Source organism: Pseudomonas oryzihabitans (genome assembly GCF_014522265.1).
GTDB classification, from domain to species: Bacteria; Pseudomonadota; Gammaproteobacteria; order Pseudomonadales; family Pseudomonadaceae; genus Chryseomonas; species Chryseomonas aestiva.
On sequence record NZ_CP017024.1, the window covers coordinates 3,222,228 to 3,248,738 of the forward strand.

General features: G+C 68.2%; 26 protein-coding genes. 15 read left to right on the forward strand and 11 right to left on the reverse strand.

What is annotated here, in order from left to right; genetic code table 11:
• Positions 1 to 20: 20 nt before the first annotated feature.
• The 11 genes from cobO to BGI51_RS14900 all read left to right on the forward strand — a co-directional run bounded on the left by cobO (position 21) and on the right by BGI51_RS14900 (position 11,086).
• Positions 21 to 647 (forward strand): cob(I)yrinic acid a,c-diamide adenosyltransferase, encoded by a 627-nt coding sequence (gene cobO / locus BGI51_RS14850; protein ID WP_158895445.1) that lies wholly within the window; start codon positions 21 to 23, stop codon positions 645 to 647.
• Positions 641 to 1,939 carry a cobyrinate a,c-diamide synthase gene (locus BGI51_RS14855; protein ID WP_133859652.1) on the forward strand — a complete coding sequence of 433 codons (1,299 nt, stop codon included), beginning with the start codon at positions 641 to 643 and terminating at the stop codon, positions 1,937 to 1,939. Before cobO ends, BGI51_RS14855 begins: the two co-directional genes overlap by 7 nt.
• Positions 1,936 to 2,586: a 5,6-dimethylbenzimidazole synthase gene (bluB, locus tag BGI51_RS14860; RefSeq protein ID WP_187978810.1), complete on the forward strand. Its 651-nt coding sequence runs from the start codon at positions 1,936 to 1,938 to the stop codon at positions 2,584 to 2,586. The genes BGI51_RS14855 and bluB overlap by 4 nt, the downstream gene beginning before the upstream one ends.
• Entirely contained in the window at positions 2,583 to 3,491 is a 909-nt protein-coding gene (gene cbiB, locus BGI51_RS14865) for an adenosylcobinamide-phosphate synthase CbiB (RefSeq protein ID WP_187978811.1), read from the forward strand. Before bluB ends, cbiB begins: the two co-directional genes overlap by 4 nt.
• Complete coding sequence (gene cobD / locus BGI51_RS14870; protein ID WP_187978812.1) at positions 3,484 to 4,473, forward strand: threonine-phosphate decarboxylase CobD; 990 nt, start codon at positions 3,484 to 3,486, stop codon at positions 4,471 to 4,473. Before cbiB ends, cobD begins: the two co-directional genes overlap by 8 nt.
• Complete coding sequence (locus tag BGI51_RS14875) at positions 4,470 to 5,921, forward strand: cobyric acid synthase (RefSeq protein WP_187978813.1); 1,452 nt, start codon at positions 4,470 to 4,472, stop codon at positions 5,919 to 5,921. Before cobD ends, BGI51_RS14875 begins: the two co-directional genes overlap by 4 nt.
• On the forward strand, positions 5,922 to 6,443 hold the full coding sequence (gene cobU / locus BGI51_RS14880; protein WP_187978814.1) for a bifunctional adenosylcobinamide kinase/adenosylcobinamide-phosphate guanylyltransferase: 522 nt from the start codon (positions 5,922 to 5,924) through the stop codon (positions 6,441 to 6,443).
• On the forward strand, positions 6,440 to 7,498 hold the full coding sequence (gene cobT, locus BGI51_RS14885; RefSeq protein ID WP_187978815.1) for a nicotinate-nucleotide--dimethylbenzimidazole phosphoribosyltransferase: 1,059 nt from the start codon (positions 6,440 to 6,442) through the stop codon (positions 7,496 to 7,498). Before cobU ends, cobT begins: the two co-directional genes overlap by 4 nt.
• The gene (locus BGI51_RS14890; protein WP_187978816.1) at positions 7,491 to 8,042 is read left to right on the forward strand and encodes a histidine phosphatase family protein; all 552 of its coding nucleotides are present in this window, start codon (positions 7,491 to 7,493) and stop codon (positions 8,040 to 8,042) included. Before cobT ends, BGI51_RS14890 begins: the two co-directional genes overlap by 8 nt.
• Positions 8,042 to 8,773 carry an adenosylcobinamide-GDP ribazoletransferase gene (locus BGI51_RS14895; RefSeq protein ID WP_187978817.1) on the forward strand — a complete coding sequence of 244 codons (732 nt, stop codon included), beginning with the start codon at positions 8,042 to 8,044 and terminating at the stop codon, positions 8,771 to 8,773. The genes BGI51_RS14890 and BGI51_RS14895 overlap by 1 nt, the downstream gene beginning before the upstream one ends.
• A 159-nt stretch (positions 8,774 to 8,932) precedes the next feature.
• Positions 8,933 to 11,086 (forward strand): putative bifunctional diguanylate cyclase/phosphodiesterase, encoded by a 2,154-nt coding sequence (locus BGI51_RS14900; RefSeq protein ID WP_187978818.1) that lies wholly within the window; start codon positions 8,933 to 8,935, stop codon positions 11,084 to 11,086.
• Positions 11,087 to 11,188: 102 nt separating this feature from the next.
• Here the strand turns inward: BGI51_RS14900 and BGI51_RS14905 are convergent, their stop codons facing one another.
• Positions 11,189 to 12,493 (reverse strand): OmpP1/FadL family transporter, encoded by a 1,305-nt coding sequence (locus BGI51_RS14905; protein ID WP_187978819.1) that lies wholly within the window; start codon positions 12,491 to 12,493, stop codon positions 11,189 to 11,191.
• Between the two features lie 284 nt (positions 12,494 to 12,777).
• On the opposite strand from BGI51_RS14905, the gene rnd reads away from it, so the two are divergent.
• Genes rnd through BGI51_RS14920 form a run of 3 tightly spaced genes read left to right on the forward strand, consistent with a single transcriptional unit; the run spans position 12,778 to position 15,169 of the window.
• Positions 12,778 to 13,932, forward strand: a complete 1,155-nt coding sequence (gene rnd, locus BGI51_RS14910; RefSeq protein WP_187978820.1) for a ribonuclease D — start codon at positions 12,778 to 12,780, stop codon at positions 13,930 to 13,932.
• Entirely contained in the window at positions 13,929 to 14,231 is a 303-nt protein-coding gene (locus BGI51_RS14915; protein ID WP_187978821.1) for a YcgL domain-containing protein, read from the forward strand. The genes rnd and BGI51_RS14915 overlap by 4 nt, the downstream gene beginning before the upstream one ends.
• On the forward strand, positions 14,228 to 15,169 hold the full coding sequence (locus BGI51_RS14920; RefSeq protein WP_187978822.1) for a D-2-hydroxyacid dehydrogenase: 942 nt from the start codon (positions 14,228 to 14,230) through the stop codon (positions 15,167 to 15,169). Before BGI51_RS14915 ends, BGI51_RS14920 begins: the two co-directional genes overlap by 4 nt.
• Here BGI51_RS14920 and BGI51_RS14925 read toward each other — a convergent pair.
• Positions 15,154 to 15,750 carry a nitroreductase family protein gene (locus tag BGI51_RS14925; protein ID WP_133859638.1) on the reverse strand — a complete coding sequence of 199 codons (597 nt, stop codon included), beginning with the start codon at positions 15,748 to 15,750 and terminating at the stop codon, positions 15,154 to 15,156. The genes BGI51_RS14920 and BGI51_RS14925 overlap by 16 nt on opposite strands.
• 137 nt (positions 15,751 to 15,887) lie before the next feature.
• Here BGI51_RS14925 and BGI51_RS14930 point away from each other — a divergent pair, with 137 nt between their 5' ends.
• Positions 15,888 to 16,337: a YcgN family cysteine cluster protein gene (locus BGI51_RS14930; protein ID WP_058762427.1), complete on the forward strand. Its 450-nt coding sequence runs from the start codon at positions 15,888 to 15,890 to the stop codon at positions 16,335 to 16,337.
• 8 nt (positions 16,338 to 16,345) lie between these two features.
• Here the strand turns inward: BGI51_RS14930 and BGI51_RS14935 are convergent, their stop codons facing one another.
• The 9 genes from BGI51_RS14935 to BGI51_RS14975 all read right to left on the reverse strand — a co-directional run bounded on the left by BGI51_RS14935 (position 16,346) and on the right by BGI51_RS14975 (position 26,439).
• The gene (locus BGI51_RS14935) at positions 16,346 to 17,329 is read right to left on the reverse strand and encodes an oligopeptide/dipeptide ABC transporter ATP-binding protein (protein WP_187978823.1); all 984 of its coding nucleotides are present in this window, start codon (positions 17,327 to 17,329) and stop codon (positions 16,346 to 16,348) included.
• Entirely contained in the window at positions 17,326 to 18,309 is a 984-nt protein-coding gene (locus tag BGI51_RS14940) for an ABC transporter ATP-binding protein (RefSeq protein WP_187978824.1), read from the reverse strand. The genes BGI51_RS14935 and BGI51_RS14940 overlap by 4 nt, the downstream gene beginning before the upstream one ends.
• Before the next feature lies 1 nt (position 18,310).
• The gene (gene ddpC, locus BGI51_RS14945; protein WP_187978825.1) at positions 18,311 to 19,186 is read right to left on the reverse strand and encodes a D,D-dipeptide ABC transporter permease; all 876 of its coding nucleotides are present in this window, start codon (positions 19,184 to 19,186) and stop codon (positions 18,311 to 18,313) included.
• Position 19,187: 1 nt separating this feature from the next.
• Positions 19,188 to 20,204 carry an ABC transporter permease gene (locus tag BGI51_RS14950; protein ID WP_133859634.1) on the reverse strand — a complete coding sequence of 339 codons (1,017 nt, stop codon included), beginning with the start codon at positions 20,202 to 20,204 and terminating at the stop codon, positions 19,188 to 19,190.
• A gap of 48 nt (positions 20,205 to 20,252) precedes the next feature.
• Positions 20,253 to 21,818: an ABC transporter substrate-binding protein gene (locus BGI51_RS14955; RefSeq protein WP_187978826.1), complete on the reverse strand. Its 1,566-nt coding sequence runs from the start codon at positions 21,816 to 21,818 to the stop codon at positions 20,253 to 20,255.
• A gap of 106 nt (positions 21,819 to 21,924) precedes the next feature.
• Complete coding sequence (gene ddpX, locus BGI51_RS14960) at positions 21,925 to 22,500, reverse strand: D-alanyl-D-alanine dipeptidase (protein ID WP_187978827.1); 576 nt, start codon at positions 22,498 to 22,500, stop codon at positions 21,925 to 21,927.
• Positions 22,501 to 22,541: 41 nt separating this feature from the next.
• Complete coding sequence (locus tag BGI51_RS14965; protein WP_133859631.1) at positions 22,542 to 23,393, reverse strand: MurR/RpiR family transcriptional regulator; 852 nt, start codon at positions 23,391 to 23,393, stop codon at positions 22,542 to 22,544.
• A gap of 215 nt (positions 23,394 to 23,608) precedes the next feature.
• Positions 23,609 to 24,364 carry an SRPBCC family protein gene (locus BGI51_RS14970; protein WP_187978828.1) on the reverse strand — a complete coding sequence of 252 codons (756 nt, stop codon included), beginning with the start codon at positions 24,362 to 24,364 and terminating at the stop codon, positions 23,609 to 23,611.
• Between the two features lie 53 nt (positions 24,365 to 24,417).
• Positions 24,418 to 26,439: a S9 family peptidase gene (locus BGI51_RS14975; protein WP_187978829.1), complete on the reverse strand. Its 2,022-nt coding sequence runs from the start codon at positions 26,437 to 26,439 to the stop codon at positions 24,418 to 24,420.
• Positions 26,440 to 26,511 lie beyond the last annotated feature (72 nt).

Sequence of the window (26,511 nt, forward strand, 5' to 3'; positions counted from 1 at the left end):
CCGCACCCGGAGAACCACCCATGACCGATAGCCCCGATTCGACCAGCCCCGAGCGCGATGAGCGCCACCGCGCGCGCATGGTGCGCAAGAAGGCGGTGATCGACGCCCGCATCGCCGAAGCTCAGGACGAGCGCGGCCTGCTGCTGGTCCACACCGGCATCGGCAAGGGCAAGAGCAGCTCGGCCTTCGGCATGGCGGCGCGTGCCCTCGGCCACGGCATGAAGGTGGGCGTGGTGCAATTCATCAAGGGCCGCCGCGACACCGGCGAGCAACTCTTCTTCAGGCGCTTCCCGGACGAGGTGCGCTACCACGTCATGGGCGAGGGCTTCACCTGGGATACCCAGGACCGGGCCCGCGATCTGCAGTCGGCTGCCGCGGCCTGGGCGGTGGCGGTCGAGCTGCTGCGCGATCCGGCCATCGGCCTGGTGCTGCTGGACGAACTCAACATCGCCTTCAAGCACGGCTATCTGGACGTCGACCAGGTGCTGGCCGATCTGGCCGGGCGCCCGGCGCACCAGCACGTGGTGGTGACCGGGCGCGGTGCGCCGCCGGCGCTGGTCGAGGCGGCCGATACCGTGACCGACATGAGTCTGGTCAAGCATGCCTTCCAGGCCGGCGTCCGCGCCCAGCAGGGTATCGAATGGTAGGCGAGACGCGGCATTGCCCGGCGCTGCTGATCGCCGCCCCGGCCTCCGGTCAGGGCAAGACCAGCGTCACCGCCGCCCTGGCCCGGTTGCACGCCCGCCAGGGGCGGCGGGTACGGGTGTTCAAGTGCGGTCCGGACTTTCTTGATCCGATGATTCTCGCCCGCGCCAGCGGCGCACCCGTCTACCAGCTCGATCTGTGGATGATCGGCGAGGCCGAGAGCCGGCGCCTGCTGTGGGAAGCGGCGGGGGAGGCCGATCTCATCCTCATCGAAGGCGTCATGGGCCTGTTCGACGGCCAACCCTCGGCGGCCGACCTGGCCGAGCGCTTTGGCGTACCGGTGCTGGGAGTGATCGACGCCGCCGGCCTGGCGCAGACCTTTGGCGCCCTGGCCTATGGCCTGGCCCACTATCGGCCGGGCCTGCCCTTCGCCGGGGTGCTGGCCAATCGCAGTGGCAGTCCGCGGCAGACGCAACTGATCCGCGGCAGCCTGCCAGCGGGCATGACCTTCTTTGGCAGCCTGCCGCGCGATGCCGGCATCGAGTTGCCCAGTCGTCACCTGGGGCTGATCCAGGCCGACGAGGTCACCGACCTGGATCGTCGTCTCGACCTGGCGGCCGATGCCCTGGGCGCCAGTTCCACCCTTGAAGTGCCGCCGCCAGTGGCCTTTGCCGCACCGCCGCCGACCGTGGTCGAGCCGTTGCTGGCGGGGGTGCGGATCGGCGTGGCCCGGGATGCGGCGCTGGCCTTCATCTACCAGGCCAATCTCGATCTGCTGCGCGCCCTGGGCGCCGAGCTGCAGTTCTTTTCCGTGCTCACCGACACGGCGCTGCCAGCGGTGGACAGCCTCTATCTGCCCGGCGGCTATCCCGAGCTGCACCTGCAGACGCTGTCCAACAACCTGGGCATGCGCGCGGCCATTCGCGCCCACCATGCGGCCGGCAAACCGATCCTCGCCGAGTGCGGCGGCATGCTCTATCTGCTCGACGAACTGACCGACAAGGCCGGCGAATCCGCCAGCCTGCTCGGACTGCTGCCGGGCAGCGCGCGGATGCAGGCGCGCCTCACCGCCCTGGCCTTGCAGTCGGTGGAGTTCGAGCAGGGCACCCTGCGTGGCCACACCTATCATCACTCGGCCCTCGAGTCATCCGAGGTGCCCTGGGCGCGCGGGCTGTGCCCCAACGGCAAGGCGGTCGCCGAGGCGGTCTACCGCGACGGTCGCCTCACCGCCAGCTATATTCACTTCTACATGCCGTCGGCACCCGCCGCGGCCGCCGCGATGCTCAAGCCGTGACCACGACCCCCTATACCCCCGCCGAACAAGCCGCCGTCTACCGAGCCATCGCCGAGCGCCGCGACATGCGCCACTTCTGCGGTGGCGAGGTGCCTCCCGAGCAACTGGCCCGCCTGCTCGGTGCCGCCCACCAGGCGCCCAGCGTCGGGCTGATGCAGCCCTGGCGCTTCCTGCGCATCAGCGATCCGCCCTTGCGCCAGCGCCTGCACGAGCTGGTGGAAGAAGAGCGCTGCGCCACCGCCGACGCCCTTGGCGAGCGCAGCGACGACTTCATGAAACTCAAGGTGCAGGGCATCCTCGATTGCGCCGAGGTGCTGGTGGCCGCGCTCATGGACGGCCGCGAAGCCCACGTCTTCGGCCGCCGTACCCTGCCGGAGATGGACCTGGCCTCGCTGTCCTGCGCCATCCAGAATCTCTGGCTGGCGGCGCGCTGCGAAGGCCTGGGCATGGGCTGGGTGTCGCTGTTCGAGCCGGAAGCCGTGCGCAGCCTGCTGGAGATGCCGGAAGGCGCGCAGCCGGCGGCCATCCTCTGCCTGGGACCGGTGGAAGCCTTCTATCCGCGCCCGATGCTGGAAGAGGAGGGCTGGCGCCAGGGGCGGCCGCTGGAGGAGCTGGTCTTCGAGAATCGCTGGGGCCAGAAACCATGATGCTGGCCTTCGCGGTCGTCAGCGGCATGCTGCTCGACCTGCTGTTCGGCGAACCCCGCCGCGCCCACCCCCTGGTGCTGTTCGGGCGCCTGGCCGACAGCCTCGAAGCCCGCTTCAATCCCGGTGGCCGTGGCTGGCGCAGCCATGGCGTGGTGGCCTGGAGCCTGGCCGTGCTGCCCTGGGTGCTGCTCACCGCCTTGCTCTGCCAGCTCGACTGGCTGGCCTGGATCATCCAGCCCCTGGCGCTGTATCTGGCCGTGGGACTGCGCAGCCTCGGCGAGCACGCCGAGCCGGTGGCCCGCGCCCTGCAACGCAACAATCTGCCCGAGGCACGGCGGCGGGTCGGCTACCTGGTCAGCCGCGAGACCAGCGAGCTGGACGAGACCGCCGTGGCCCGCGCCGCCACCGAATCGGTGCTGGAGAATGGCAGCGATGCCGTCTTCGCCGCGCTGTTCTGGTTCGCCCTGCTGGGTGCCCCGGGCGTGGTGCTCTATCGCCTGGCAAATACCCTGGACGCCATGTGGGGCTATCGCACGCCGCGCCTGGAGCGTTTCGGCTGGGCCGCGGCGCGGCTGGACGATGTCCTCAATTACATCCCTGCGCGCCTGGTAGCCCTGACCTATGCTGGCCTTGGCCGCTTCTGGAGCGCCATCGAAAGCTGGCGCACCCAGGCACCGCTGTGGGACAGCCCCAACGCCGGTCCGGTGATGGCGGCCGGTGCCGGCGCCCTGGGCGTGAGCCTGGGCGGCCCGGCTCGCTACCACGGCGAATGGCACGAGCGTCCGGTGCTGGGCCGTGGACCGGCGCCGACCTTCCTGGCCATCACCCGCGCCCTGAAACTGGTGCGCCGTGGCGCCTGGTTGTGGACCGCGCTGATCGCCCTGGGAGGACTGCTGCTTGCTTGAGCATGGCGGTCGACTGCGGCGTGCCGCCCGCAGCTACGACATTCCCCTGGGCGATTGGCTGGACCTGTCCACCGGCCTGGCCCCCTGGCCCTGGCCGCTGCCGGAGATTCCGGCCAGCGCCTGGGCCCGGCTGCCGGAGCCCGATGATGGCCTGGTGGAGGCTGCCGGTGCCTGTTACCGGGCCGGCGCGCTGCTGCCGGTGGCCGGTTCCCAGGCCGCCATCCAGGCACTGCCGACCCTGCGCGCACCCGCGCGGGTCGCGGTACTGGCGCCCTGTTACGCCGAACACGCCCTGGCCTGGCGTCGCGCCGGGCACGAGGTGCTGGAGTGGAGCGAAGCCCGGATCGCGGCCGACCTCGACCAGCTGGACGTGGTGGTGGTGGTCAATCCCAACAATCCCACGGGCGAACGCCTGTCGCCGGCCCGGCTGCTGGACTGGCACGCCCGCCTCGAACGCCGCGGTGGCTGGCTGGTGGCGGACGAGGCCTTCATGGATCCCACCCCGGCAGCGAGTCTTGCACCCTTCAGCGATCTGCCCGGGCTGATCGTGCTGCGCTCCTTTGGCAAGTTCTTCGGACTGGCCGGGATGCGCCTGGGCTTCGTGCTGGCGGCGCCGAGCCTGCTGGCGCAGCTGGACGAGCAACTGGGTCCCTGGACGGTGAACGGCCCCAGTCGTCATCTCGCCCGGCAACTGCTGGCCGATCAGCCGGGCCAGCAGCGTCAGCGCGAGGCGCTGCTCAAGGCCGGTGAGCGCCTGGCGGCGTTGCTGGCCCGGCACGCCCTCGCGCCCAGCGGTGGCTGCGCCCTCTTTCAATTGCTGCAGCGCGCGGACGTCGCGGAGCTGCACGAACACCTGGCCCGCCAGGCCATCCTTACCCGCCTGTTTCCCGCGCTTGGCGCCCTGAGATTCGGGCTGCCCGGCGACGAGTCCGGCTGGCAGCGCCTGGACCAGGGCCTCGCCAGCTACCGGAGTCCCCTATGAGTACGCTGATGGTGCAGGGCACCACCTCCGACGCCGGCAAGAGCACCCTGGTGGCCGCCCTGTGCCGCTGGCTCTATCGCCAGGGCGTAGCGGTGGTGCCCTTCAAGCCGCAGAACATGGCGCTCAACAGCGCCGTGACCGCCGATGGCGGCGAGATCGGCCGGGCCCAGGCGGTCCAGGCCCAGGCCTGCGGCCTGGCGCCCCATACCGACATGAATCCGGTGCTGCTCAAGCCCAACACCGATGTCGGCGCCCAGGTGATCATTCACGGTCGCGCCGTCACCAGCATGGATGCCAAGGCCTATCACGCCTACAAGCCGATAGCCCGGGAGGCGGTGCTGGCCTCCCATGCCCGCCTCTCGGCGGGCTATCAGGTGGTGCTGGTGGAGGGCGCCGGTTCGCCGGCCGAGATCAACCTGCGCCAGGGCGATATCGCCAACATGGGCTTCGCCGAGGCGGTGGACTGCCCGGTGCTGCTGGTGGCCGACATCGACCGGGGCGGCGTCTTCGCCCATCTGGTCGGCACCCTCGACCTGCTCGAACCCAGCGAGCAGGCGCGCGTCGCCGGCTTCATCATCAACCGCTTCCGCGGTGACCTGGCGCTGCTGCAACCCGGGCTGGACTGGCTCGAAGCCCGTACCGGCAAGCCGGTGCTCGGCGTGCTGCCCTATCTGCACGACCTGCACCTGGAAGCCGAGGATCGCCTGGCCACCGGCCAGGTCGCCAAGCAGGGACCGCGTCTGCGGGTGGCGGTGCCGGTGATGCCGCGATTGAGCAACCACACCGATTTCGATCCCCTGCGCCTGCATCCCCAGGTGGAGTTGCTGTTCGTCCGTCAGGGCGAGGCGCTGCCCGCCGCCGACCTGATCATCCTCGGCGGCTCCAAGAGCGTGCGCAGCGACCTGGCCTTCCTGCGCGCCCAGGGCTGGGACGCGGCCATCACCCGCCACCTGAGATACGGCGGGCGGGTGATGGGGATCTGTGGGGGCTTCCAGATGCTCGGCGAGCGGATCGCCGATCCTCTCGGGCTGGAAGGCGCGCCGGGTGACAGCGCCGGTCTGGGCCTCCTGGCCATGAGCACCGAATTAGCGGCGGAAAAGCAGCTGCGCAACGTGCACGGCTGGCTGAGCGACGGCGACGCCGAGGTGGCCGGCTACGAGATCCATGCCGGTGTCAGCCAGGGCCCGGCCCTGGAGCGGCCGGTGCTGCGCTTGGCCGATGGCCGCGTGGATGGCAGCCTCAGCGACGACGGCCAGGTGCTGGGCACCTACCTGCACGGCCTGTTCGAGTCGCCCGCTGCCAGTGTCGCGCTGTTGCGCTGGGCGGGTCTGGCCGAGCCGCAGCAGCTGGACTACCACGCCCTGCGCGAGCGCGATCTGGAGCGCCTGGCCGATCTGGTCGAACACCATTTGGACACCGGGCGCCTGCGCGCCCTCTGCGAGCTCTAGATGCGCGAATTCATCCTCGGTGGCGCTCGCTCCGGCAAGAGCGCCCTGGCCGAGCGCCTGGCCGCCGAGTCCGGCCTTGCCGTCACCTATATCGCCACCGCCGGCGGCAGCGACGCCGAACTGGCCCGGCGCATCGAACGCCATGCCGCCCGCCGACCGGCGCACTGGGCGCTGGTGGAAGAACCCCTGGCGCTGGCCGAACGTCTGGAGGCTTTGGCGGCGCCGGATGCCTGCCTGCTGGTGGACTGCCTGACCCTCTGGCTGACCAATCTGCTCTTGCTCGACGATCCCCGGCGCCTCGACAGTGCCTGCGCGGAGCTGCTCGAGGTCGTGCCGCAGTTGCCCGGCCACCTTATCTTCGTCAGCAACGAAACCGGTCTGGGCGTCGTCCCGCTGGGCGAGCTGACGCGCCGCTATGTCGATGCCGCCGGCGAATTGCACCAGGCCCTGGCCGCGCGCTGCGAGCGCGTGGTGCTGACCGTCGCCGGTCTCCCCCTGACCCTCAAAGGAACCCCGCTATGAGCATGCCCTGGTGGCAAGGACCCTGCCGCCAACCCGATACCGCCGCCGCCGAAGCCGCGCGCCAGCGGCAGGCGGTATTGACCAAGCCGAGCGGTTCGCTCGGCGATCTGGAAGTGCTGGCCATCCAGCTGGCGGCCCTGCAGGGCACGCCGCGGCCACTGCTGCAGCGGACCGCCATCGCCGTCTTCGCCGGTGATCATGGGGTGGTGGAAGAGGGCGTCTCGGCCTATCCGCAGTCCGTGACCGCCGAGATGGTGCGCAACTTCGTGCGTGGCGGGGCCGCCATCAGCGTGCTCGCCCGGCAACTGGACGCCGCCCTGGAAGTCATCAACCTGGGTACCGTCACGCCGCTGGAAGCCCTGCCCGGGATCATCGACCTGCCCCTGGGCCGCGGTACCGCCAACTTCACCCTGACCCCGGCCATGACCCATGACCAGTGCCAGGCCGCGCTGCAGGCCGGGCGCGACGCCGTCCTGCGCGCCTGCGCCGGGGGTGCCGATCTGTTCATCGGCGGCGAGATGGGCATCGGCAACACCACCGCCGCCAGCGCCATTGCCAGTGTGCTGCTGGATACCTCGCCGCTGGCCCTGGCCGGGCCCGGTACCGGCCTGGACGCCGATGGGGTGGCGCGCAAGGTGGCGGTCATCCAGCGCGCGCTGCTGCGCCATGGCGACGCCCTGGACGATCCCTACGAGCTGCTGCGCCGCCTGGGCGGCTTCGAGCTGGCGGCCCTGACCGGTGCCTATCTGGCCTGCGCCCAGCAGGGCCTGCCGACCCTGATCGACGGCTTCATCTGCTCGGTGGCAGCGCTCTGCGCCCAGCGCCTGCAACCCGCTACCCGCGACTGGCTGCTGTTCGCCCACTGCGGCGCCGAGCCCGGCCATGCCGCGGTGCTGCTGGCGCTGGGCGGCGAGCCGCTGCTGGACCTCGGCCTGCGTCTGGGCGAAGGCAGCGGTGCGGCGCTGGCCGTGCCGCTGCTGCAACTGTCCTGCCGCCTGCACAGCGAGATGGCGACCTTTGCCGAAGCCAGTGTCTCCAGCCGCGCCCATGACTGACTGCTGGCTGCTGCGCCATGGCGTCACCGAAGGCCCCGAAGGCTTTCGCGGACGCCTCGATCCGCCGCTGGCGGAGCAGGGCTGGGCGCAGTTGCATGCCGCCGTCGCCACGCAGCCGCCTTTCGAGCTGATCCTGACGTCGCCGCAACAGCGCTGCGCGCGCTTCGCCGAGTGGCTGGCGGCGGAGCAGGGCGCCGAGCTGGTGCTGGAAGCGGATCTGCGCGAACTGGATTTCGGCGCCTGGGAAGGCCGTAGCGCCGCGGAGCTCATGCAGGACCAGGCGGAGGCCCTGGGGCGGTTCTGGGCCGATCCCTATGCCTATACCCCGCCCGAGGGCGAGCCCGTGGCGGCCTTCGCCGAACGGGTCCTGGGGGCGGTGACGCGCTGGCGGCCCCGGCTGCAGGGCCACCGCAGCCTGATCGTCACCCATGGCGGCGTCATCCGCCTGCTGCTGGCCCGCCAGCGGGGTCTGGCACCCAGGGACCTGCTGCAGGTCGAGGCGCCCTACGCGACCCTGCAGCCACTGACGCTGGAGGAGGGCTGATGCCGCTACCCCTGCTGATCGCCGTGCAGTTTCTGACCCGTCTGCCGGTCCGGCTGCCCGGCCTGCCGCCCGCCGAGGCCGTCGGCCGCTCGGTGCTCTGGTATCCGGCGGTTGGCCTGCTGCTGGGTGCGCTCCTCAGTCTGATCGCCTGGCTGGGCGCCGCGGGCGGCGTCTTCCTGCAGGCGGCCCTGGTGCTGGCCGGCTGGGTGATCCTCACCGGCGGCCTGCATCTGGATGGCCTGGCTGACACCGTGGATGCCTGGATCGGCGGCTATGGCGATCGCGAGCGGACCCTCGCCATCATGAAGGATCCGGCCTGCGGACCCATGGGCGTGCTGGCGCTGCTGCTGACCCTGCTGCTCAAGTGGAGCGCTCTGGTGGTGCTCCTGCCGCACGCGCCGGGCTGTCTGTGGCTGGCGCCCCTGGCCGGTCGCCTGGCGCTGCCCTGGCTGTTGCTGACCACCCCCTATGTACGCCCTAGCGGTCTGGGCGATCTGCTCAGTCGCCACCTGCCGCGGACAACCTTGACTCGGGTGCTGCTGCTGGGCGCGCTAGCCATCCTCCTGCTGCCCCAGGGCTGGACCGCACTGCTGGTCACCGCCGGAGTCGCGCTGCTGGTGCGACGCGCCCTGCGCCAGCGTCTCGGCGGTACCACCGGGGATACCGCCGGAGCCCTGCTGGAATTCACCGAGACCGGGGTATTGGTCGCGCTGGCCCTGACGCTGGGCTGAAAAATCGGCCCAAGCGTGAGGCACCCGGGATTTTGCGACCGTGGTCCTTGAACGACGTCGGTTAAACCGTTAAGAAGGCGCCTGGTTGCGCGTCCAGCGAAACCGCCTCGGCACGAGCGGGTCCAGGGGGAGTCGTCGTCAGTTGGACAAGGAGCCCCAATGCTCGATGCGCCTCACAGCGTCGCCTCGCCCCGGGAAGTCGCCCCCGCGTCGCGGCTCCGCTTCAAGCCACGCAGCCTGTTCGCCAAGTTCTTTCTGGCGTTCATCCTGGTGGATGCCCTGGGCACCCTGCTGTTCACTCTGCACAGCTACCACCAGGCGCGCGAAGCCAGCAGCCAGAGCATCGACTATCGCTTGATGAGCGCGGCCCTGGCGCTGCCGGAAATTCTCGGCGAGGACTATCTCGCCCAATTGCAGGATCCGGCCCAGGCCGATCCCGAACGCTACCAGCGAACCCTGATCACCCTGGATCGCTATGCCCGCAAGGCCGGGCTGGCCTCGCTCTATGCCTTCGTCAAGGAAGGCTCGAGCTTTCGCTTCATCATGGATTCGGCCAACGAGGAGGAAATCCGCGTTGGCTATTTCGGCGACTATCGCCAGCTCTACGAGCAGGCACCCCCGGAACTCGCAGCGGTGTTTGCCGATCATCAACCGCGTTTCGCGGAATACCAGGATAACTTTGGCAGTTTCCGTTCCCTGTTCCTGGCCATTCCAGGGCAGAACGGGCAAGCAGTCGTCATAGGGGCGGACATGTTCATGGAAGGAATAGCAGCGGCGGAGCAGTCGGCTCTGCTGGATTCGCTGCTCATAGGGGCGATCATCTTCGCGATGGGCGCTCTGGTCAGCCGGATCTTGGCAGGCGCACTCAATCGCTATCTGCTCCGTCTGGGTCAGGCCACCGAACGCATCGCCGATGGCGACTATCAGCTGGGCCTCAAGGAAGGCCGCGATCCGGTCGGCCGGCTCGGTCGCGCCATGAATCAGATGGGCGCCGCCCTGGCCGCGCGCGAGCGGCGCATCAGCCAGCTGGCGTTTCGCGACATGCTCACCCGGCTGCCCAACCAGGTGCGACTGGTCCTGGAGATTCGCCAGCGCATCGAGCATGCCGCGGCCGGGCGCTTCGCCGTGCTGCTGCTGGATGTGGCCAACTTCCGCAACATCAACGAACTGCTCGGCCAGGAAGGTGGCGACAAGATCCTGCGCCACCTGGCGCGTCGGCTGAGGGTCGCGGCGCCGGAAGAGAATGGCGTGGCGCGGATCGGCGCCGACACCTTTGTCCTGCTGCTACCCTGGTTCGACGACGCCTCGGCGGAGGCGGCGCTGCTGTCGCTGCGCAACCTGGTGGAAAAACCCTTCGTCAGCGGCAACCAGCGGGTGTCGCTGCGCATCACCTTCGGTATCGCCTGCTACCCCGAACATGGCGCCAGCGCCGAGGCCCTGCTGGCCAACGCCGAGACCGCGCTGCAGGATGCGCGCCGGCGCCAGCTGCCCTTCGCCTTCCACGATCCGGACCAGGAACGTCAGCGGCAGCTGGGCATCGCCATGCTCGACGCCCTCGACCTGGCCGTGGACCACGATCAGCTGCGCCTCTATCTGCAACCCAAGATCGCGCTACCCGACGGCCGCGTGGAAGGCGCCGAGGTCCTGATCCGCTGGCAGCATCCGGAACTGGGGCTGCTCAAGCCGGACGCCTTCGTCGGCATCGCCGAACAGAGTCGCAAGATCTGCGACATCACCCTCTGGGTGCTGGAGCGCTGCATGCGCCTGCAGCGCGAGCGGCAGCTGGGCGCCCTCAAGCTCAACGTCAATCTGTCACTGCTGGACCTAGAGCACCCGGCCTTCATCGCCCGCATTGGCCGGCTGCTGGACGAGACCGGCGCCGTCGCCGCCGGCTTCTGCCTGGAGATCACCGAGTCCCGGGCCATGAGCAATCCGGTACAGGTGCTCGACTGCCTGCGCCAGCTCAAGGCCATGGGCTTCGAGCTGTCGCTGGACGACTTCGGCGCCGGACATTCCTCGCTGGCCTGCCTGAGCAGCTTTCCCATCGACGAGCTGAAGATCGATCGGCAATTCATCGAGCACTGCCAGCTGCCCGGCGATCAGGAGGTGATCAGGCTGCTGGTCCAGCTCGGCCAGTTGCGCGGGCTACGGGTGGTGGCCGAAGGCGTGGAGACCCGCCAGGCCCTGCAGGTCCTCACCGAGCTGGGCTGCGACCAGATCCAGGGCCAGCTGGTGGCCGGCGCCCTGTCGCTGGACGACTTCCAGCGCTGGTACGCGGAGCAGGAGCAGGGCTACTGGGGGCTCAGGGCGTAGGCGAGGACCGCGGCTATTCGTCGACGCGGAGGGTGCTGCGCGATCCCGGTCCCGGAAAGCACGAAGCCGCCTGGCGGCGGCTTCGGTAGCGGACCCTGACGCTTAGAAACGGTAGGTCAGCTGGGCACCCAGACCGTGGGCGCTGTTGTCGTACTTGGCGCTGTAGCCGGCCTTGGTGGAGGTGGCGGGGCGATTGATCGACACATCGTCTTCCCAGAGGTAGGCATAGGCCACATCGATGGTCATGTCCTTGGTCGGCGACCAGCCTGCGCCCACCGAGAAGGTCTTGCGATCGCCCACCGGGATGCGCACGTTGCGGTTGCCGTTGTCGGCCGGCGAGGGGTCGATGGCCATGCCCGCGCGCAGCACCCACTGGGGATTCAGCTGATAGGCCGCGCCGATGGCGTAGGACCAGGTGTCCTTCCAGTTGAGTTCTTCCGTCACGGTCGCCAGGGGCGAACCCAGCACCGGCAGGGTGGGGGTGCCCTCGTTCTCCACGTCGATCGACTTCAGGCGACTCCAGCGGGTCCAGGTGGCACCGGCGTACATCGTCCAGTCGTTATTCAGACGGTAGGTGAAGGAGGCATCGCTGCTTTCCGGCAGGGTGATGTTGAGGCTGGCGTCATACTTGCCATTGAGCCGGCTGACCAGGGCGTTGGTGATCGGACTGGCCTGGCTGTTGGCACCCGTGACCTCGGTGTTGCCCTTGAGCTTGTAGGTGACCTTGGAGTGGTAGGTCAGGCCGAAGGTCAGGTCATCGGTCAGGTCCGCGAGCAGGCCGACGTTGAAACCATAGGCGGTGTCGTCGCCATCGATCTTGACCTGGCCATCCTGGGTGCTGCCGAAGTTGACGTTGCTGTTGAGCTTGCCTTCGATGCGGTTGATGGTCGGACCGAAGCCGATGGAAACCTTGTCGGTGATCTTGTAGCTGACGGTGGGCTGGATGGTGATGACTTCCACCTTGCTCGCCTGACCCTGGTAGCGACCCTGGAAGGCGTGCTCGTAGTTGCTGATCAGCGCATAGGGGACATATACACCCAGGCCGAAGTGCAAACGGTCATCCACCGGGGTCACGAAGTAGCCGAAGGGCACCACCGAGTTGGGCACCATGTCGCCGGCGTTGCTGCCCTGCACGGCCTGGCCGTTGGCGTAGCGACCACTGGCGTCCTTGATGTCGATCTTGGCGTGGATGTAGGCGCCACCCAGGGACACCTCGCGGCCCAGGCGCGACATGCCGGCCGGGTTGCCATAGATGGTGGAAGCGTCCTGCGCGGAGGAAGAGCGTCCGGCGAAGGAGGTACCCATCCCGCTGACACTCTGTTCGTTGATAGCCAGACCGTTCGCCAGGGCATAGCCGGAAGCGCTCGAAACGGCCAATGCAAGTAGGGTCAGTTTTATTGTTTTCATGCTCTTGCAGCTCCATTGAAAGGCGAGAAGCGCTTACCTCCGCGGATTCCCAAGTCCGAGTGAGTACCTGCGCACACTCAGCTTTTAGCAGGCCCTGCTTGCGAATACAAAAAAAACTATTCGGTCACGTTTGGTTCGGGGCGGTCATCAGGCGTTCATCCGACGAACCCGCCTGGAAAGCCGCTGAATGCCACGCTTCCCGGTGTGTGACAGGGGCGTCAAGCGGCACCGAAGAACCGGCCCGGGTGGCTTATACTGTCGGCTCATCTGTTCGGAGTGCGCCCTTGACTTCTGCCCCTCACTGGATCCGCGACGACGCGGCGCTGGCCGCCCTCTGCGCGCGGTGCCAGACCCTGCCCTTCATCGCCCTCGACACCGAATTCATGCGGGTCGACACCTTCTATCCCAAGGCCGGCCTGATCCAGATCGGCGACGGCGAACAGGCCTACCTGGTCGATCCCCTGTGCATCGGCGACTGGACACCCTTCGCCGCGCTGCTGGAGGACCCGGCGGTGGTCAAGGTGCTGCACGCCTGCAGCGAAGACCTGGAAGTGTTGTTGCGCCTGACCGGCAGCCTGCCGCAGCCGCTGTACGACACCCAGCTGGCGGCGGCCTATCTGGGGCTGGCCCATTCCATGGGTTATTCGCGGCTGGTCGCCGAAGTGCTCAAGATCGACATCCCCAAGGACGAGACCCGTTCCGACTGGCTGCAACGGCCGCTGACGCCGTTGCAGGAACGTTACGCGGCGGCCGACGTGACCTATCTGGTCGACGTCTATCTCTATCTCGACGCGCGCCTGGATGACCAGCGGCGTGCCTGGCTGCTGGAGGATGGCGCCGAGCTGGTGGCCAATCTGCGCCGTATCAGCGATCCCTGGGAAGCCTATCGCGACGTCAAGCTGGCCTGGCGCCTGTCGCGCCAGCAACTGGCGGTGCTGCGGGTGCTCTGCCACTGGCGCGAGGTCAAGGCCCGCGAGCGCGATCAGCCACGCAACCATGTCCTGCGCGAGCGCTCGCTGTGGCCGCTGGCGCGTTTCCAGCCGACCGACAAGCAGGCCCTGGCGCGCATCGACGACATGCACCCGCGCACCGTGCGCCAGGATGGCGATACCCTGCTGGAACTGATCGCCGAAGGCGCGGCCACCCCGGCTGAGCAATGGCCGGCGCTGCAGGCCGAACCCTTGCCCCACGAGGCGTCGCCGCTGCTCAAGGCCTTGCGCGCCATCGGCGAACGGGATGCCAAGGCCCTGGGCATGGCGCCGGAACTGATGCTGCGCAAGAAGGTGCTCGAAGCCCTGCTGCTCACCGGCTGGCCTGATGGCGACTACCAGCTGCCGGCTAATCTGCGCGGCTGGCGCCGCGAGCGCTTCGGCCAGGCCCTTCTCGATCATCTGCAGGCGCAACGCACCCCGCCGGCGCCCCTGGAAGACACGCCATGAAACTGCTCTGCTCCATCTACCGCAGTCCGCGCAAGCCGGAAATGTACCTTTATGTCGACAAGCTCAAGGGCCTGAAACCCGTGCCCGAGGGCCTGCTCGCGGCCTTCGGTCCGCCGGCGCTGGCCTTCGAATTCGTGCTGACCCCGGAACGCAAGCTGGCACGGGAAGACGTCGCCAAGGTCCTCGAGAACATCGCCAAGCAGGGCTATCACCTGCAGATGCCGCCGCCGGAGCTGGAGCGCGATGATTACCTCGAGCACCTGCCTGAAGAACTGCTGCGGCTCAACGATCCGCTATGACCGCCGTCCTGCTGCTGGAAGACGCGCCGACCGGCTATGCCGCTGCCTGGCGCCAGTGGGCGCCGGAGCTGGACCTGCAGGTACCGGCGGACCCGGCCGAGGCCGTGCGTCTGGCGCAGCAGCCCTGCTACTGGCTCGGCCAACCCGATCGCGCTGCGGCCCTGTTGCGCCAGGGCGTCAAGCCGCTCTGGCTGCAATCGACCTGGGCCGGCTACGCACCGCTGCTGGCGGCGGATCTGCCCTGCGACTATCGTTTCAGCAGGGCGGTGGGCTTGTTCGGCCAGAGCATCGGCGAATACGTCCTGACCTATCTGCTGCAGTTTGAGCGCCAGGTGGCTGCGCGGCAGGTCAGTCAGCAGGAAGGACGCTGGGATACCCGGTCGCCGGGCACCCTGGCCGGGCGGCGGCTGTTGCTGGTCGGGGCAGGGGACATCGGCCAGGACATCGCCCGCCTGTTCGCGCCGTTCGGCATGATCCTCACCGGCGTCGCCCGCAGTGCACGAACCTTGCCTGGCTTTGCCCGGGTGGTGCCGCTCGCGGAACTGCGCCAGGCGGCGCGGGATGCGGACTTCGTGGTCAATCTGTTGCCGGACAGCGGCAGCACCCGGGATCTCTACGATGCGAACTTCTTCGCCGCCTTGCCTGCAGGTGCCTTGTTCATCAATGCCGGACGCGGCACCAGCGTGGTGGACGCCGAGCTGATCGCCGCGTTGGAGAGCGGACAGCTGGCCGGGGCGGTGCTGGACGTGTTTCGTCAGGAGCCGCTGCCGGCCGAGCATCCCTTCTGGCGGACGCCCAACCTGCACCTCACCGCCCATGTCGCCGGACCCACGCCGCCGGCGGCGGCGGTCCGGCTGTTCGTCGACAATCTCCAGCGCCTGCAACAGGGGCAGCCCCTGCGCGGCGCCGTCGACCTGGCCGCTCAGTCGAAGGTATAGGGGCCGGCCACCGCCAGCTCTTCGACGGTCAGGCGCGGACTGGGCAACTCGCGCCCCTGCAGGGACTCCGGCAGGCTGGCCTTGTCGCCCAGCTTGCCGATGGCCACCGCCAGCTCGACCTTGAACGCCGCCGGTACCTTCAACTCACGCTGGATGCCTTCGCGATCGATCCCGGCCATGCCGTGGGCGTGCCAGCCGGCGTTGGTCGCCTGCAGCGCCAGGTAGGCCCAGGCCGCACCGGCATCGAAGCTGTGACTGGGGAAGGGGACTTCCTCGCCACTGCTGGCGCGCAGCAGGGTGGTCTTCGACAGGATGATCACCAGCGCCGAGGCGTGCTGCGCCCAGCCGCGGTTGAATTCACTGATCAGCGACAGGAAAAGCGCCCAGTGGGCGTCGTCGCGGCGGGCATAGAGGAAGCGCCAGGGCTGGGCGTTGAAGGCTGACGGCGCCCAGCGCGCGGCCTCGATGAAGCCGAGTAGTGTCTCCTCCTCGATGGCGACCGGGTCGAAGGCGCGGGGCGACCAGCGCTGGACGAACTGGGAATCGACGGGATACTGGGGCGTACGGCTGCTGCTGGTCATGGCTTCACCACGGGAGGAAAGGGGAGTCCGGCACGGTAATCCGGTCGGGCGGAGTCGACAAGGGTGCGAACGGTGCTTGGCGCTCGCGGCGTGCGGCACTAGACTGCGCGCCCCCTTTCCTTGCCACGATCTCTGCCATGGCCGCCATCACCCAGCCGTTCTGGAAGCGCAAGACCCTCGATCAGCTCGATGCCCAGGAATGGGAGTCGCTGTGCGACGGCTGTGGCCTGTGCTGCCTGCAGAAACTCGAAGACGAGGACGATGGCGCCGTCTACTACACGCGCATCGCCTGCAAGCTGCTGGATCTCAAGACCTGTCAGTGCAGCCGTTACGCCGAGCGTACCCGCTTCGTTCCCGACTGCATCCAGCTCACGCCGGCCCAGGCCGACCAGTTCGCCTGGCTGCCGCCCACCTGCGGCTATCGCCTGGTGGCCGAAGGCAAGGATCTGCCGGAGTGGCACCCGCTGATCTGCGACGACCGCGAGGCGGTGCACAAGGCCGGTATCTCCCAGTCCGGCCGCATGCTCAGCGAGACCCAGGTCGCCGAAGACGACTGGGAAGACTATCTGATCTTCCGCGCGGGCTGATAACGGCTTCAGACCACCGCGGGGCTGGCCCGCCGCGGTACGGCCAGGTCCGCCGCTCGATGGCAGCGTACCTCCGCCAAGGTGCCTGGCAGCAGTGCCTGAGGTCGCTCGCAACCGGCGCCCGCCTGCGGACAGCGATCCCGAAAGAAACAGCCCGTCGGCAGCACCCGGTTGCCCGGCAACTCGGTGCGCTGCGCTGCGGCATTGCCGGTGAGCGGCTGGTCCAGCCGCGGCACCGCCTCCAGCAACAGCCGGGTATAGGGGTGGCTGGGCTGCTCCAGCACCTCTGCCGCCGCCCCCAGCTCGACGATCTGTCCCAGGTACATCACCGCCACCCGGTCGGCCAGGTGGCGCACCACCGAGACGTTGTGGGAGATCAGCACGAAGGTCAGGCCGCGATCGCGTTGCAGCTGGGCCAGCAGGTTGAGGATCTGGGCCTGTACCGAGATGTCCAGGGCCGAGGTGGGTTCGTCGAGAATGATGACGTCCGGGTCCGACGACAGCGCCCGGGCGATGGCGATGCGCTGGCGCTGGCCACCGGAGAACTGGTGCGGGTAGCGATCCAGGTATTCGGGACGGATACCGACCTGCACCGCCAGGCGCTCGGCCAGGGCGCGCAATTCGACAGAGGAGCTGCGACCCCGCACCACCAGCGGCTCGGTGATCAGCTTCCACACCGGCAGGCGCGGATCCAGTGAGGATTGGGGGTCTTGGAAGACGATCTGGATGTTGCGCTCGCCACGGGCCGTGCCTCGAAGGGAGCCGCTCACCGGCGCCACCAGCCCCATCAGGACCTGAGCCAGGGTGCTCTTGCCGCAGCCGGATTCACCGAGCACGCCCAGGGTCTCACCGGGAAAGAGCCGCAGGTCGATGCCGTTGAGGGCATGGGCCTGGCCCTTGGTGCGCCCGAGCCAGTCGCGGCCCACCGGATAACGCACCTCGACGCCGCTGAGTTCCAGCAGCGGTACGGCAGGCGGAGCAAGGGTGTTCATGCCGGGGCGTCCTCCGCCTGCAGCCAGCAGGCGCTCAGATGATCGGGGGTGTCCGTCGGCAGCAGCGCGGGGCGCGTCTCGCAGCGTTCATGGCGCCGACTGCAACGATCCTTGAAGCTGCAGCCGCCAGGCAGCTGGGCCAGGTTGGGCACCTGCCCGGGGATGCTGGCCAGGTCGCTGCCCGGCACCGCCTTTTCCGGCAGGCAGGCCATCAGGCCCTGGGTATAGGGATGCCGAGGTGCCTGCATGACCGCCGCGGTAGCCCCCTGTTCGACGATGCCGCCGGCGTACATCACATAGACGCGATCGCAGAATTGCGCGACCAGGGCCATGTCGTGGGTGATCAGCAGGATGGCGGTGCCCCGGGCCCGTGCCTTCTCGCGCAGCAGCAGCAGCACCTGGCGCTGCACCGTGACGTCCAGCGCGGTGGTCGGCTCATCGGCGATCAGCAGCTGCGGCTCGCAGGAGAAAGCCAGGGCGATCATGATGCGCTGGCGCATGCCGCCGGACAGCTCGAAGGGATAGCGTTCGAGGATCTGCTCGGGATCGGCGATATGCATGTCCTTGAGCAACTCGATTGCCTTGGCGCGGGCCTGGGCGGTATCCAGCGCGGTATGGCGGCGAATCACGTCCAGCAGCTGGCGACCGATGCGCCGCGTCGGATTGAGCGCGGTCATCGGCTCCTGGAAGATCATCGCCGCCTCGCGGCCGCGGACCTCCATCAGCTGGCGCTCGCTCAAGGCGAGCATGTCGTGGCCCACCAGGTTGACGCTGCCGCCGGTGACCCGGTAGCTGCCGGGGGGCAACAGGCCGAGGGTGAGCATCGCGGTGACCGACTTGCCCGAGCCGGACTCGCCCACCACGCCGACGATCTCGCCGGGGGCCACACTCAGGCTGACGCCGTTGAGCGCCTTGGCGCTGCTGCGAAAGCCGGGGAATTCCAGATTCAGCTGGTCGATGTGCAGAACGGGCTGGCCCATGTCATTTGCCCTTTTGGCGAGGATCGAGCAGATCGCGGATGCCATCGCCCAGCAGGTTGAAACCGATGGCGGTGACCAGGATCGCCAGGCCCGGAAAGGTCGAGTACCACCACTGATCGAGGATGAAATTGCGGCCGCTGGCGACCATCACGCCCCATTCCGCGGTGGGCGGCTGGGCGCCCAGGCCGATGAAGCCCAGCGCCGAGGCCATGAGGATGGCGTTGCCGATGTCCAGGCTGAATTGCACCAGCAGCGGCGGCATGGCGTTGCGGGCCACGTGCCAGTGCACCAGGTGCCACTTGCCGGCGCCGAAGGTGCGTGCCGCCTGGACATAGGCCAGCTGGCGGATGCTCAGGGTCTGACCGCGCGCCAGGCGCACATAGAAGGGGATGCGCACCAGGGTGATGGCCAGCATGGCATTGAACAGACTCGGCCCGAGGGCGGCGGCCAGGGCCATGATCAGCACCAGCGAAGGCACCGAGAGGATGATGTCCATCAGGCGCATCATCAGCCGGTCGAAGGCGCCGCCGACGATGCCCGACAGGCAGCCGAGCAGGCCGCCGCTGGCGCAGGCGGCAAAGGCCACGAACAGGCCGACGCCCACCGACTGGCGGCTGCCGTAGATCACCCGGCTGAGCAGGTCGCGACCCACCTCGTCGGTGCCGAACCAGTGCAGGGCGCTGGGTGCCTGCAGGCGGGCGGTGAGTTTCAGCGCGTTGGGCTGGTAGGGCGCGAGCCAGGGTGCGGCGACCATGCACAGCAGCACCAGCAGGGTGATCACCAGCCCCGTGAGCATCAGCGGATTGCGGCGGATGCGCCAGGCCAGCCAGGCGGTCTGCTCGCGCCAGCCGGGGCGCGCAGAGATCAGGGTCGTCATGCTAGTTCACCTTGCCGATGCGGGGATCGACCAGCCGGTAGAGCAGGTCGATGAAGCGGTTGAGCAGGACGTAGATGAAGGACACCACGATGGCGAAGCCCATGACCGCCGGGAAATCCAGCGCCTGGATCGACTTGACCACATAGGCGCCCATGCCCGGCCAGGCGAACACGGTCTCGGTGAGCACCGCGCCATAGAGCAGGTCTCCCAGGGCCAGGCCGATCACCGTGATGGAGGGAATCAGCGCATTGGGCAGCGCATGGCGCAGCACCACGGTGGTCTGCGACAGGCCATAGGCGCGGGCGGTGCGGATATAGTCCTCGCCCAGCTGTTCGAGCATGGCGCCGCGGATCTGCCGGGTGATGACGCCCAGGTTGACGAAGGCCAGGGTCACCGCCGGCAGCAACAGGTGCCTGGCCGCGCTGACGAAGCCGGTGAGATCTCCCGCCAGCAGGGTATCGATCAGATAGAAGCCGGTCACCGCTGGCGGTGGCGTCAGCCCCTGGTCCAGGCGCCCGCCGCCGGGCAGCCAGCCGAGGTGCCCGTAGAACAGCACGATCAGCCCCAGGCCCAGCCAGAAGGCCGGGGTGGAGATGCCGGCCACCGCCAGGGTACGGCTGATGTGATCGATCCAGCGGTTGTTGTAGACCGCCGAGAGCACGCCCAGGGGCACGCCAATGAGGATCGACAGCAGCAGCGCGGCCAGGGCCAGCTCCAGGGTGGCCGGGAAGAACAGCTGCAGGTCTTCCAGCACCGGGCGATGGGTGCGGATCGACTGGCCCAGATCGCCCTGCAGCAGGTCTCCCATGTAGCGGAAGTATTGCTGGTACAACGGCAGGTCCAGGCCCAGCTGCTGACGGATGCCGGCGACGATTTCATCGCTGGCACGCTCGCCGGCGATCAGCCTTGCCGGATCGCCCGGGATCAGATGGGAGATGACGAAGGTGATCAGGGACACCCCGATCACCACGATGAGGATATCGGTCAGCTGCTTGCGCAGCAGATGGAAGAAGGCCATGGCATACCTCGCGAGGCGGGTGCCGGAGCGCGCCGGCACCCGTCGCCCTTACTTGGACATCGCAACGAAATCGAAGACCTGTTCGAGCATGGGGTTGAACACGTACCCCTTGACCGCGGCGCGCATCGGCACCGTGTAGGCCTTCTGGTAGAGGTAGGCGTAGGCAGCGTCGCCCACCACAATCTTCTGGGCCTCTTGGTACAGCGCCTTGCGCTGGGCCACGTCGCTGACGCTGGCGGCGTCGCGCAACAGCTGGTCCACCTTGGGATTGCTGTAGAAGGCGCGGTTGCCCGCCAGTCCCGCATTGGTGCTGTCGAACCAAAAGTTCATGAACATGTAGGGATCGGCGAAGTCCGGACTCCAGTTGCCGATGGCGACGTCGAAGTCGCCCTTGCCCAGGCGTTCGCGGAAGGTGGCGTTGGCCAGCTTCTCCATCTTCAGGTTGACGCCCAGGGTGCCCAAGCCCGCCTGCAGGGTGAGGCCGATGGGCTCCCAGGCCGGGTCCTTGTCCGAGTAGAGGAATTGCAGCTCCCGCACCTTGGGCGCCTTGCCCAGGGCGGCCTGGGCCGCTTCCAGGTCCTGCCTGGGCATTGGCAGGCTCGGATCATGGCCCCACATGCCGTCCGGGATCGGGCCGTTCATGAGCTTGGCCTTGCCCATGGCGATGCCTTCGACGATGCCCTGGTAGTCGAGGGAGTCGACCACCGCCTTGCGCGCGTTGACATCGTTCAGGGGCGCGCGCCTGTTGTTGAGGTAGAGGTAGGTCACCCGCAGCGAGGGGTAGGCGGTGGTGACGAAGCCGGACTTCTGCGCCAGCGCCTTGACCTGGTCTTCGGGCAGGTCCTCGATGATGTCCAGATCGCCCTGTTCCAGTTGCAGGCGCCGTACCGAAGGCTCGGCGATGATGCGGATCACCACCTGCTTGAGCGTGGGTGCCTGGCCGGCGTAGTGCGGGTTGGGTTCCAGGGTCAGCGCCTGGCCCTTCTGCCAGGCGGCCAGGCGATAGGCGCCGGAGCCGGCGGTATGGCCGGCCAGCCAGGCGTCCACGTCCTTGCCGTGGGTGCTGGCCACCTTGGGGTTGATCACGCTGGCGCCGTCGTGGGCCAGGGCGAAGAGGAAGGGCGCGAAGGGCTTCTGCAGGGTGAATCTGATCGTCTGCGGATCCACCACGGTCACCGTCATGTCCGCCGGGAAGATGCTGGACGGGCCCTGCTTGAGCTTCATCAGGCGCTCGACCGAGAACTTGACCGCCTCGGCGGTGACCTCGCTGCCATCGTCGAACTTGTTGCCGGGCTTCAGGGTGAAGGTCCACAGCAGGTTGTCGGGGGATACGGTCCAGCCGCTGGCCAGGTCGCCCTCGACGTCGGTGCTGCCCTTGCCGTCTTCCACCTTGTAGCGCATCAGGCGCTGGTAGGCCGGGTAGGTCACGGTCCAGTCGTTGTTGTCGAAGGTCACGCCCGGATCGACGGTCTGCAGATCCGCAGGCTTGCCGATGACCAGGGTGTCGGTCGCGGTGGCGGCGCTGGCCGGTTGCCAGGCGCCGAGGCCCAGCAGGGAAACCAGGGCGAGCACGCGGGACGCCGATGAAACGTGGGTGCGCGAAGACGAGAACATGCCGGTACCTCGGATTGTTTGGGTTTATGGGTGTTTCGGCAGTGGGCAAGGCGGTCGAGCGAAGGGCTCGCGGCGCCGGATTCGAATGACCCGGTCGCCGGCAGGATCAGTTCAGCAGGGCGGCGAGCTCCTCCTGGCCGAGATGGTGGTAGTCGATCAGCGCATAACGACGGGCGTCGGGCAGTTCGAAGTGCCACCACTCGCTGGGGATGAAGGTGAAGCCGGCGCTCTGCATGATGCCCAGCAGCAGCAGGCGGTTGCGCTGGGCGGCGGCGGGCAGCGCCGGATTGAACAGGTGCGACAGCTCGCGCATGTCGTCGAAGCCGGTACCCATGTCCAGCGGCTCACCGGCCTCGTCGAGCAGGGTCACGTCCACGGCCACGCCGCGGCTGTGGTGCGAACCCTGCGCCGGATCGCTCACGTATTGGGCGTCGGGCAGCACCCGCCACAGCAGTTGCTGGGCATAGGGCGGGCGGTAGGCATCCAGCACCTGCAGGCGCAGACCGGCCTGTTGCGCCAGCGCGCTGGCGCGGTGCAGGCGGACGGCGGCATCCCGGTGCAGCAGGCAGTGGGCGTCCTGGTAGAGCACCTTGCCGGCCAGGTTGTCGGCGGTCGCATAGACCAGGTGGATGGCTACGCCGTAGTGGTCGGCGTCGATCTCGACGAGTTCTGGATGGTTCACGGTACGGAAGGCTTCCTTGGGGTGAAGAAGAGGGCCAGGGCTCATTCGAATTGCCCGAAGCGCTGCTGCAGGGCGCGGTTGCTGGCCAGCCGCTGTTCCAGGGCATCGCCCGAGCGATCCGCCACCGCCGACACCAGCAGGTTCAGCAGGCAGGCCAGCGGCGCCAGGGAGTCCCAGAACTGGTCGACTTCCAGGCGCAGTTGCAGCAGGTCGGCGGGGTAATCCCGCGCCCAGGGGCAGTGGTAGTCGGTGATCAGCGCCATGGGCAGCCGGGCATCGCGAGCGCTCTCGCAGAGCTTGCGGGTCACGCTGGAATAGGCGCGAAAGTCGGCCACCACCAGGTAGGGCTGGGCGAAGCCGCTGTTGAAGATGTCGGCGTAGGTGCCCGACAGGCCATCGACATAGAAGGCCTTGGGCCGGATGTATTCCAGCAGGCTGTGAAAACTGCCGAGTACCCCGCGGGTGGTCTGGATACCGGCGATGAACACCGCGTCCGCGCCGGTCAGCTGCCGGACCACCTGTTCGAACACCGGGCCACGGGCCAGCTGGTAGACGTCCTCGATGGCGGCGAGCTCGGCGGCCAGGGAGCGGTCCAGGGCGTCGCTGCGTCCGCTCTGCTGGCGAAAGGCACTGAAGCGATCGGTGATGCGCCAGGCTTCCAGGCCTTCGTCTCTCAGGCTCTGCTTGACGTCGTCGAGGTTGCGATAGCCCAGCGAGCGCAGCAGCCGGCCCACGGAAATGCCGGTGGTGTTGGTGCGCTGGGCGATGCTGTCGGCGGTCTCGAAGGGCAGCTTCTCCGGATTGGCCAACAGGTAGCCCGCGACGCGTTTGCCGGTGGGCGTAAGGTCGGCGAAGGCACCTTCGAGGGCCTGGAAGAACAGCGGCTTGGTCAAGGTTCGGATTCGCAATGTTATCGAGCTGTCATTAAAAGCTCCGTTGTTCGAAAGCTAACATTGGTTTTCCAGGCGTCGCAAGAGGCCGCACGCCGGTTGTCACCGAGGTGTCGCAAAGCGGGGTTGGGGGTCGTTAAGAGATAAGCCAATCGGGGCTGAATGGCCTGAAGGAAGGTAGCAGCGTCCCGGAAGAGACGCCGCGGTACAGCCGGAGGTCAGCCCAGCGGCGACTCCATGTGCGAGGTGCGCTCGACGGCGCCATAGTGATCGCCGACCGCATGGGCGCGTTCCAGCAGCACCTTCAGCTCGGCCAGGTCCTGGGCGATGCGGGTACCGGGGTCGCGACGCAGCAGGCGGGCGAACAGATGGCCGAGGCGCCCGGCTGGCGGCTCGTAGGCCATGACCGCGGTCACCTCGGTGCCACCGGGCACATCGGCGAAGCTGACCCAGCCCAAGTTGTTCAGGCCGGCATAACCGCAGGAGCGCCAGCCGATCAGCCGACCCGGCACGTCGTCGGTGACTTCGGCGTCCCATTCGAAGCGCCCCATGGGCGCCTTGACCACCCAGTGGGAATAGCGGTCGTTGAGCACGTCCACGCGTTCGATATGGCGCATGAAGATCGGCAGGTTGGAGAAGTCGCGCCAGAAGCGATAGAGCTCATCGTGGGGGCGGGCGATGACGATCCGGCGGGTCTGGGAGGCTGCCGAATGCCAGGCCAGCGAACGGCGGACGTCGCGCTCGAAACGCACCTTGGTCAGGGTGCTCTTGATCGAGCAGTGACCGCGCAGGCCGCGTTTCAGCAGCCAGGCGCCAGTGGCGCCGGTCAGCAGGCCGAGCAGACCGCCACGCGCCAGGCCGCGGCTGATCAGCAGGCCACCGCCGGCCACGGAGGCCAGGCGTTCGACGCCCTTGATGGCAGCGGCGTCGCGAGGCGGAGGAGCGAGAGTGGGAGTGGGGGCATCTAGGTGCATGGCAGATTCTCCTTTAGCTGTGGAAAAGACCTGCCCAGAGCCCCCGCCGTTCCCTAGCCGGTCAGGCCCAGTACCCGGAAGACGAAGGCGTATTCCAGGGCCACGTCGCGCAAGGCCTGGTAACGCCCGCTCATGCCGCCGTGGCCGGCGCCGAATTCGGTCTTGAGCAGGAGCAGGGGCGCCTGATCGGTCCGCCGCTCGCGCAGCCGCGCCACCCACTTGGCGGCTTCCCAGTACTGCACCCGGGTGTCGTGATAGCCGGCCACCGCCAGGATGGCCGGATAGGCCTGGGCCTTGACGTTTTCGTAGGGCGCGTAGCTGGCGATGCGCGCGCGCACCTCGGGCTCGTTCGGATCGCCCCACTCGTCGTACTCGGTCACGGTCAGCGGCAGGTCCGGCTTGAGCATGGTGTTGAGCACATCGACGAAGGGCACCTCGGCAATGGCGGCGGCATAGAGGTCCGGACGCTGGTTGAGCACCGCACCGATCAGCAGACCGCCGGCGCTGCCGCCGCTGATGACCACCTGTTGCGGTGTCGTCAGGCCCTGCTCCAGCAGATGCTCGGTGCAGGCGATGAAGTCGTCGAAGGTGTTCTGCTTGTGTTCCAGCTTGCCGCTGCGATACCAGGCTTCACCCAGCTCGCCACCGCCGCGCACATGGGCGATGGCGAAGCGCACGCCACGATCCAGAAGGCTCAGGCGGGCATGGGAGAACCAGGGATCGAGGCTGTGGCCATAGGCGCCGTAGCCATACAGATAGAGCGGGGCGCTTTGCGGCAGGTCGCGCTGACCGACCAGGCTGATGGGGATACGGGTGCCATCGGCGGCGGTGGCCCACAGGCGGCGGCTCTCGTAGGCATCGGCGTCGAACGGGCCTTCCACCGGGACCTGCTTGAGCACCCGCTGGGTACCGCTGGCCAGGTCCAGTTCGCGGATCTCGGCGGGGCGATTGAGCGCTTCGTAGCGCAGGCGCATGACCGGACTGTTGAATTCCAGCACGTCCATGGCATCGAGGCTGTAGACCTCGTCCGGCAGGTCGACCCGATAGGGCGCCTGGCCGTAGGGCCGCACCTCCAGAATCGGCAGGCCGGCGGTGCGCAGGCTCAACACCAGCGCCTGGGCGCCGAGACTGGCATCCTCCAGCATCACCTGCGGGTCATGGAGCACCACCGGCTGCCAGTGCGCGCGCGTGGGGCTGTCCTCGGGGGCCTGGTAGAGCGCGAAGTTGATGCCGTCCTGATTGCTGCGGATGTACCAGCCATCGACGCCATGATCGGGGAAGTACTCGTGACCTTCCTCGCGGGGCGCCAGGCAGACAAAGGCCTCGTCCGGCCGATCCGCGTCCAGCACCCAGGCTTCGCTGGTGGTCTTGCTGTGCGACAGCAGCAGCAGCTTGCGCTCGGAGCTCGAACGATAGCAGCCGAGGAAGAAGCGCCCGTCGGTCTCGTGGAAGACCAGTTGCGGCTCGGCATCGGCCAGGTGGTAGCGATAGAGCTTGTGCGGACGATGGGATTCGTCGCGTTCACCAAAGAACAGGGTACGGCTGTCGTTGGCCCAGGTCAGGCTCCCGTCGCACTCCTCGAAGGGCAGTTCGGTCACCATGCCGGTGGCCAGCTCCTTCACATAGAGCCGGTAGGTCTCGTCACCGACCTGGTCGAGGCTGTAGGCGAGGCGGGTCTGGTCCGGACTGATGGTGAAGCGGCCGACCGAAAGAAAGCCGCCGTCGGCGATGGCATTGCCGTCGAACAGCAGCTCCTCGGTCGCCGGATCGGGCGTCAGGTCGCCATTGGAGGGGCGACGGCAGCGATAGTTACGGCCGTATTCGTCACCGGCCTGGGTGCGCTGGTAGTAGAGATAGTCGCCGCGGGGGACGGGCAGCGACAGATCCGTCTCGCGAATGCGCGCGCGGATCTCTTCGAACAGCTGTTCGCGCAGGGCGGCCTCGGGTGCCAGCTCGGCTTCCAGGTAGGCGTTCTCGGCTTCCAGGTGCGCCAGCACCTCGGGGGCGTCGCGGCTCTCCAGCCAGGCGTAGGGATCGTCACCGGGGGCGCGGCGGGCAATGGGGGCTTGGGTCATGCGGGCTCCTTGGGCGCCGCGCAAGAGCACGCGGGCGGGGCAAAACCGCTATCATAGGCTTCTCCTTTCCGC

Coding starts and splice junctions, on each gene's coding strand:
- cobO (WP_158895445.1), top strand. CDS start 21: ATGACCGATAGCCCCGATTCGACCAGCCCCGAGCGCGATGAGCGCCAC.
- BGI51_RS14855 (WP_133859652.1), top strand. CDS start 641: ATGGTAGGCGAGACGCGGCATTGCCCGGCGCTGCTGATCGCCGCCCCG.
- cbiB (WP_187978811.1), top strand. CDS start 2,583: ATGATGCTGGCCTTCGCGGTCGTCAGCGGCATGCTGCTCGACCTGCTG.
- BGI51_RS14875 (WP_187978813.1), top strand. CDS start 4,470: ATGAGTACGCTGATGGTGCAGGGCACCACCTCCGACGCCGGCAAGAGC.
- cobU (WP_187978814.1), top strand. CDS start 5,922: ATGCGCGAATTCATCCTCGGTGGCGCTCGCTCCGGCAAGAGCGCCCTG.
- cobT (WP_187978815.1), top strand. CDS start 6,440: ATGAGCATGCCCTGGTGGCAAGGACCCTGCCGCCAACCCGATACCGCC.
- BGI51_RS14890 (WP_187978816.1), top strand. CDS start 7,491: ATGACTGACTGCTGGCTGCTGCGCCATGGCGTCACCGAAGGCCCCGAA.
- BGI51_RS14895 (WP_187978817.1), top strand. CDS start 8,042: ATGCCGCTACCCCTGCTGATCGCCGTGCAGTTTCTGACCCGTCTGCCG.
- BGI51_RS14900 (WP_187978818.1), top strand. CDS start 8,933: ATGCTCGATGCGCCTCACAGCGTCGCCTCGCCCCGGGAAGTCGCCCCC.
- BGI51_RS14905 (WP_187978819.1), bottom strand. CDS start 12,493: ATGAAAACAATAAAACTGACCCTACTTGCATTGGCCGTTTCGAGCGCT.
- BGI51_RS14915 (WP_187978821.1), top strand. CDS start 13,929: ATGAAACTGCTCTGCTCCATCTACCGCAGTCCGCGCAAGCCGGAAATG.
- BGI51_RS14920 (WP_187978822.1), top strand. CDS start 14,228: ATGACCGCCGTCCTGCTGCTGGAAGACGCGCCGACCGGCTATGCCGCT.
- BGI51_RS14925 (WP_133859638.1), bottom strand. CDS start 15,750: ATGACCAGCAGCAGCCGTACGCCCCAGTATCCCGTCGATTCCCAGTTC.
- BGI51_RS14930 (WP_058762427.1), top strand. CDS start 15,888: ATGGCCGCCATCACCCAGCCGTTCTGGAAGCGCAAGACCCTCGATCAG.
- BGI51_RS14935 (WP_187978823.1), bottom strand. CDS start 17,329: ATGAACACCCTTGCTCCGCCTGCCGTACCGCTGCTGGAACTCAGCGGC.
- BGI51_RS14940 (WP_187978824.1), bottom strand. CDS start 18,309: ATGGGCCAGCCCGTTCTGCACATCGACCAGCTGAATCTGGAATTCCCC.
- ddpC (WP_187978825.1), bottom strand. CDS start 19,186: ATGACGACCCTGATCTCTGCGCGCCCCGGCTGGCGCGAGCAGACCGCC.
- BGI51_RS14950 (WP_133859634.1), bottom strand. CDS start 20,204: ATGGCCTTCTTCCATCTGCTGCGCAAGCAGCTGACCGATATCCTCATC.
- BGI51_RS14955 (WP_187978826.1), bottom strand. CDS start 21,818: ATGTTCTCGTCTTCGCGCACCCACGTTTCATCGGCGTCCCGCGTGCTC.
- BGI51_RS14970 (WP_187978828.1), bottom strand. CDS start 24,364: ATGCACCTAGATGCCCCCACTCCCACTCTCGCTCCTCCGCCTCGCGAC.
- BGI51_RS14975 (WP_187978829.1), bottom strand. CDS start 26,439: ATGACCCAAGCCCCCATTGCCCGCCGCGCCCCCGGTGACGATCCCTAC.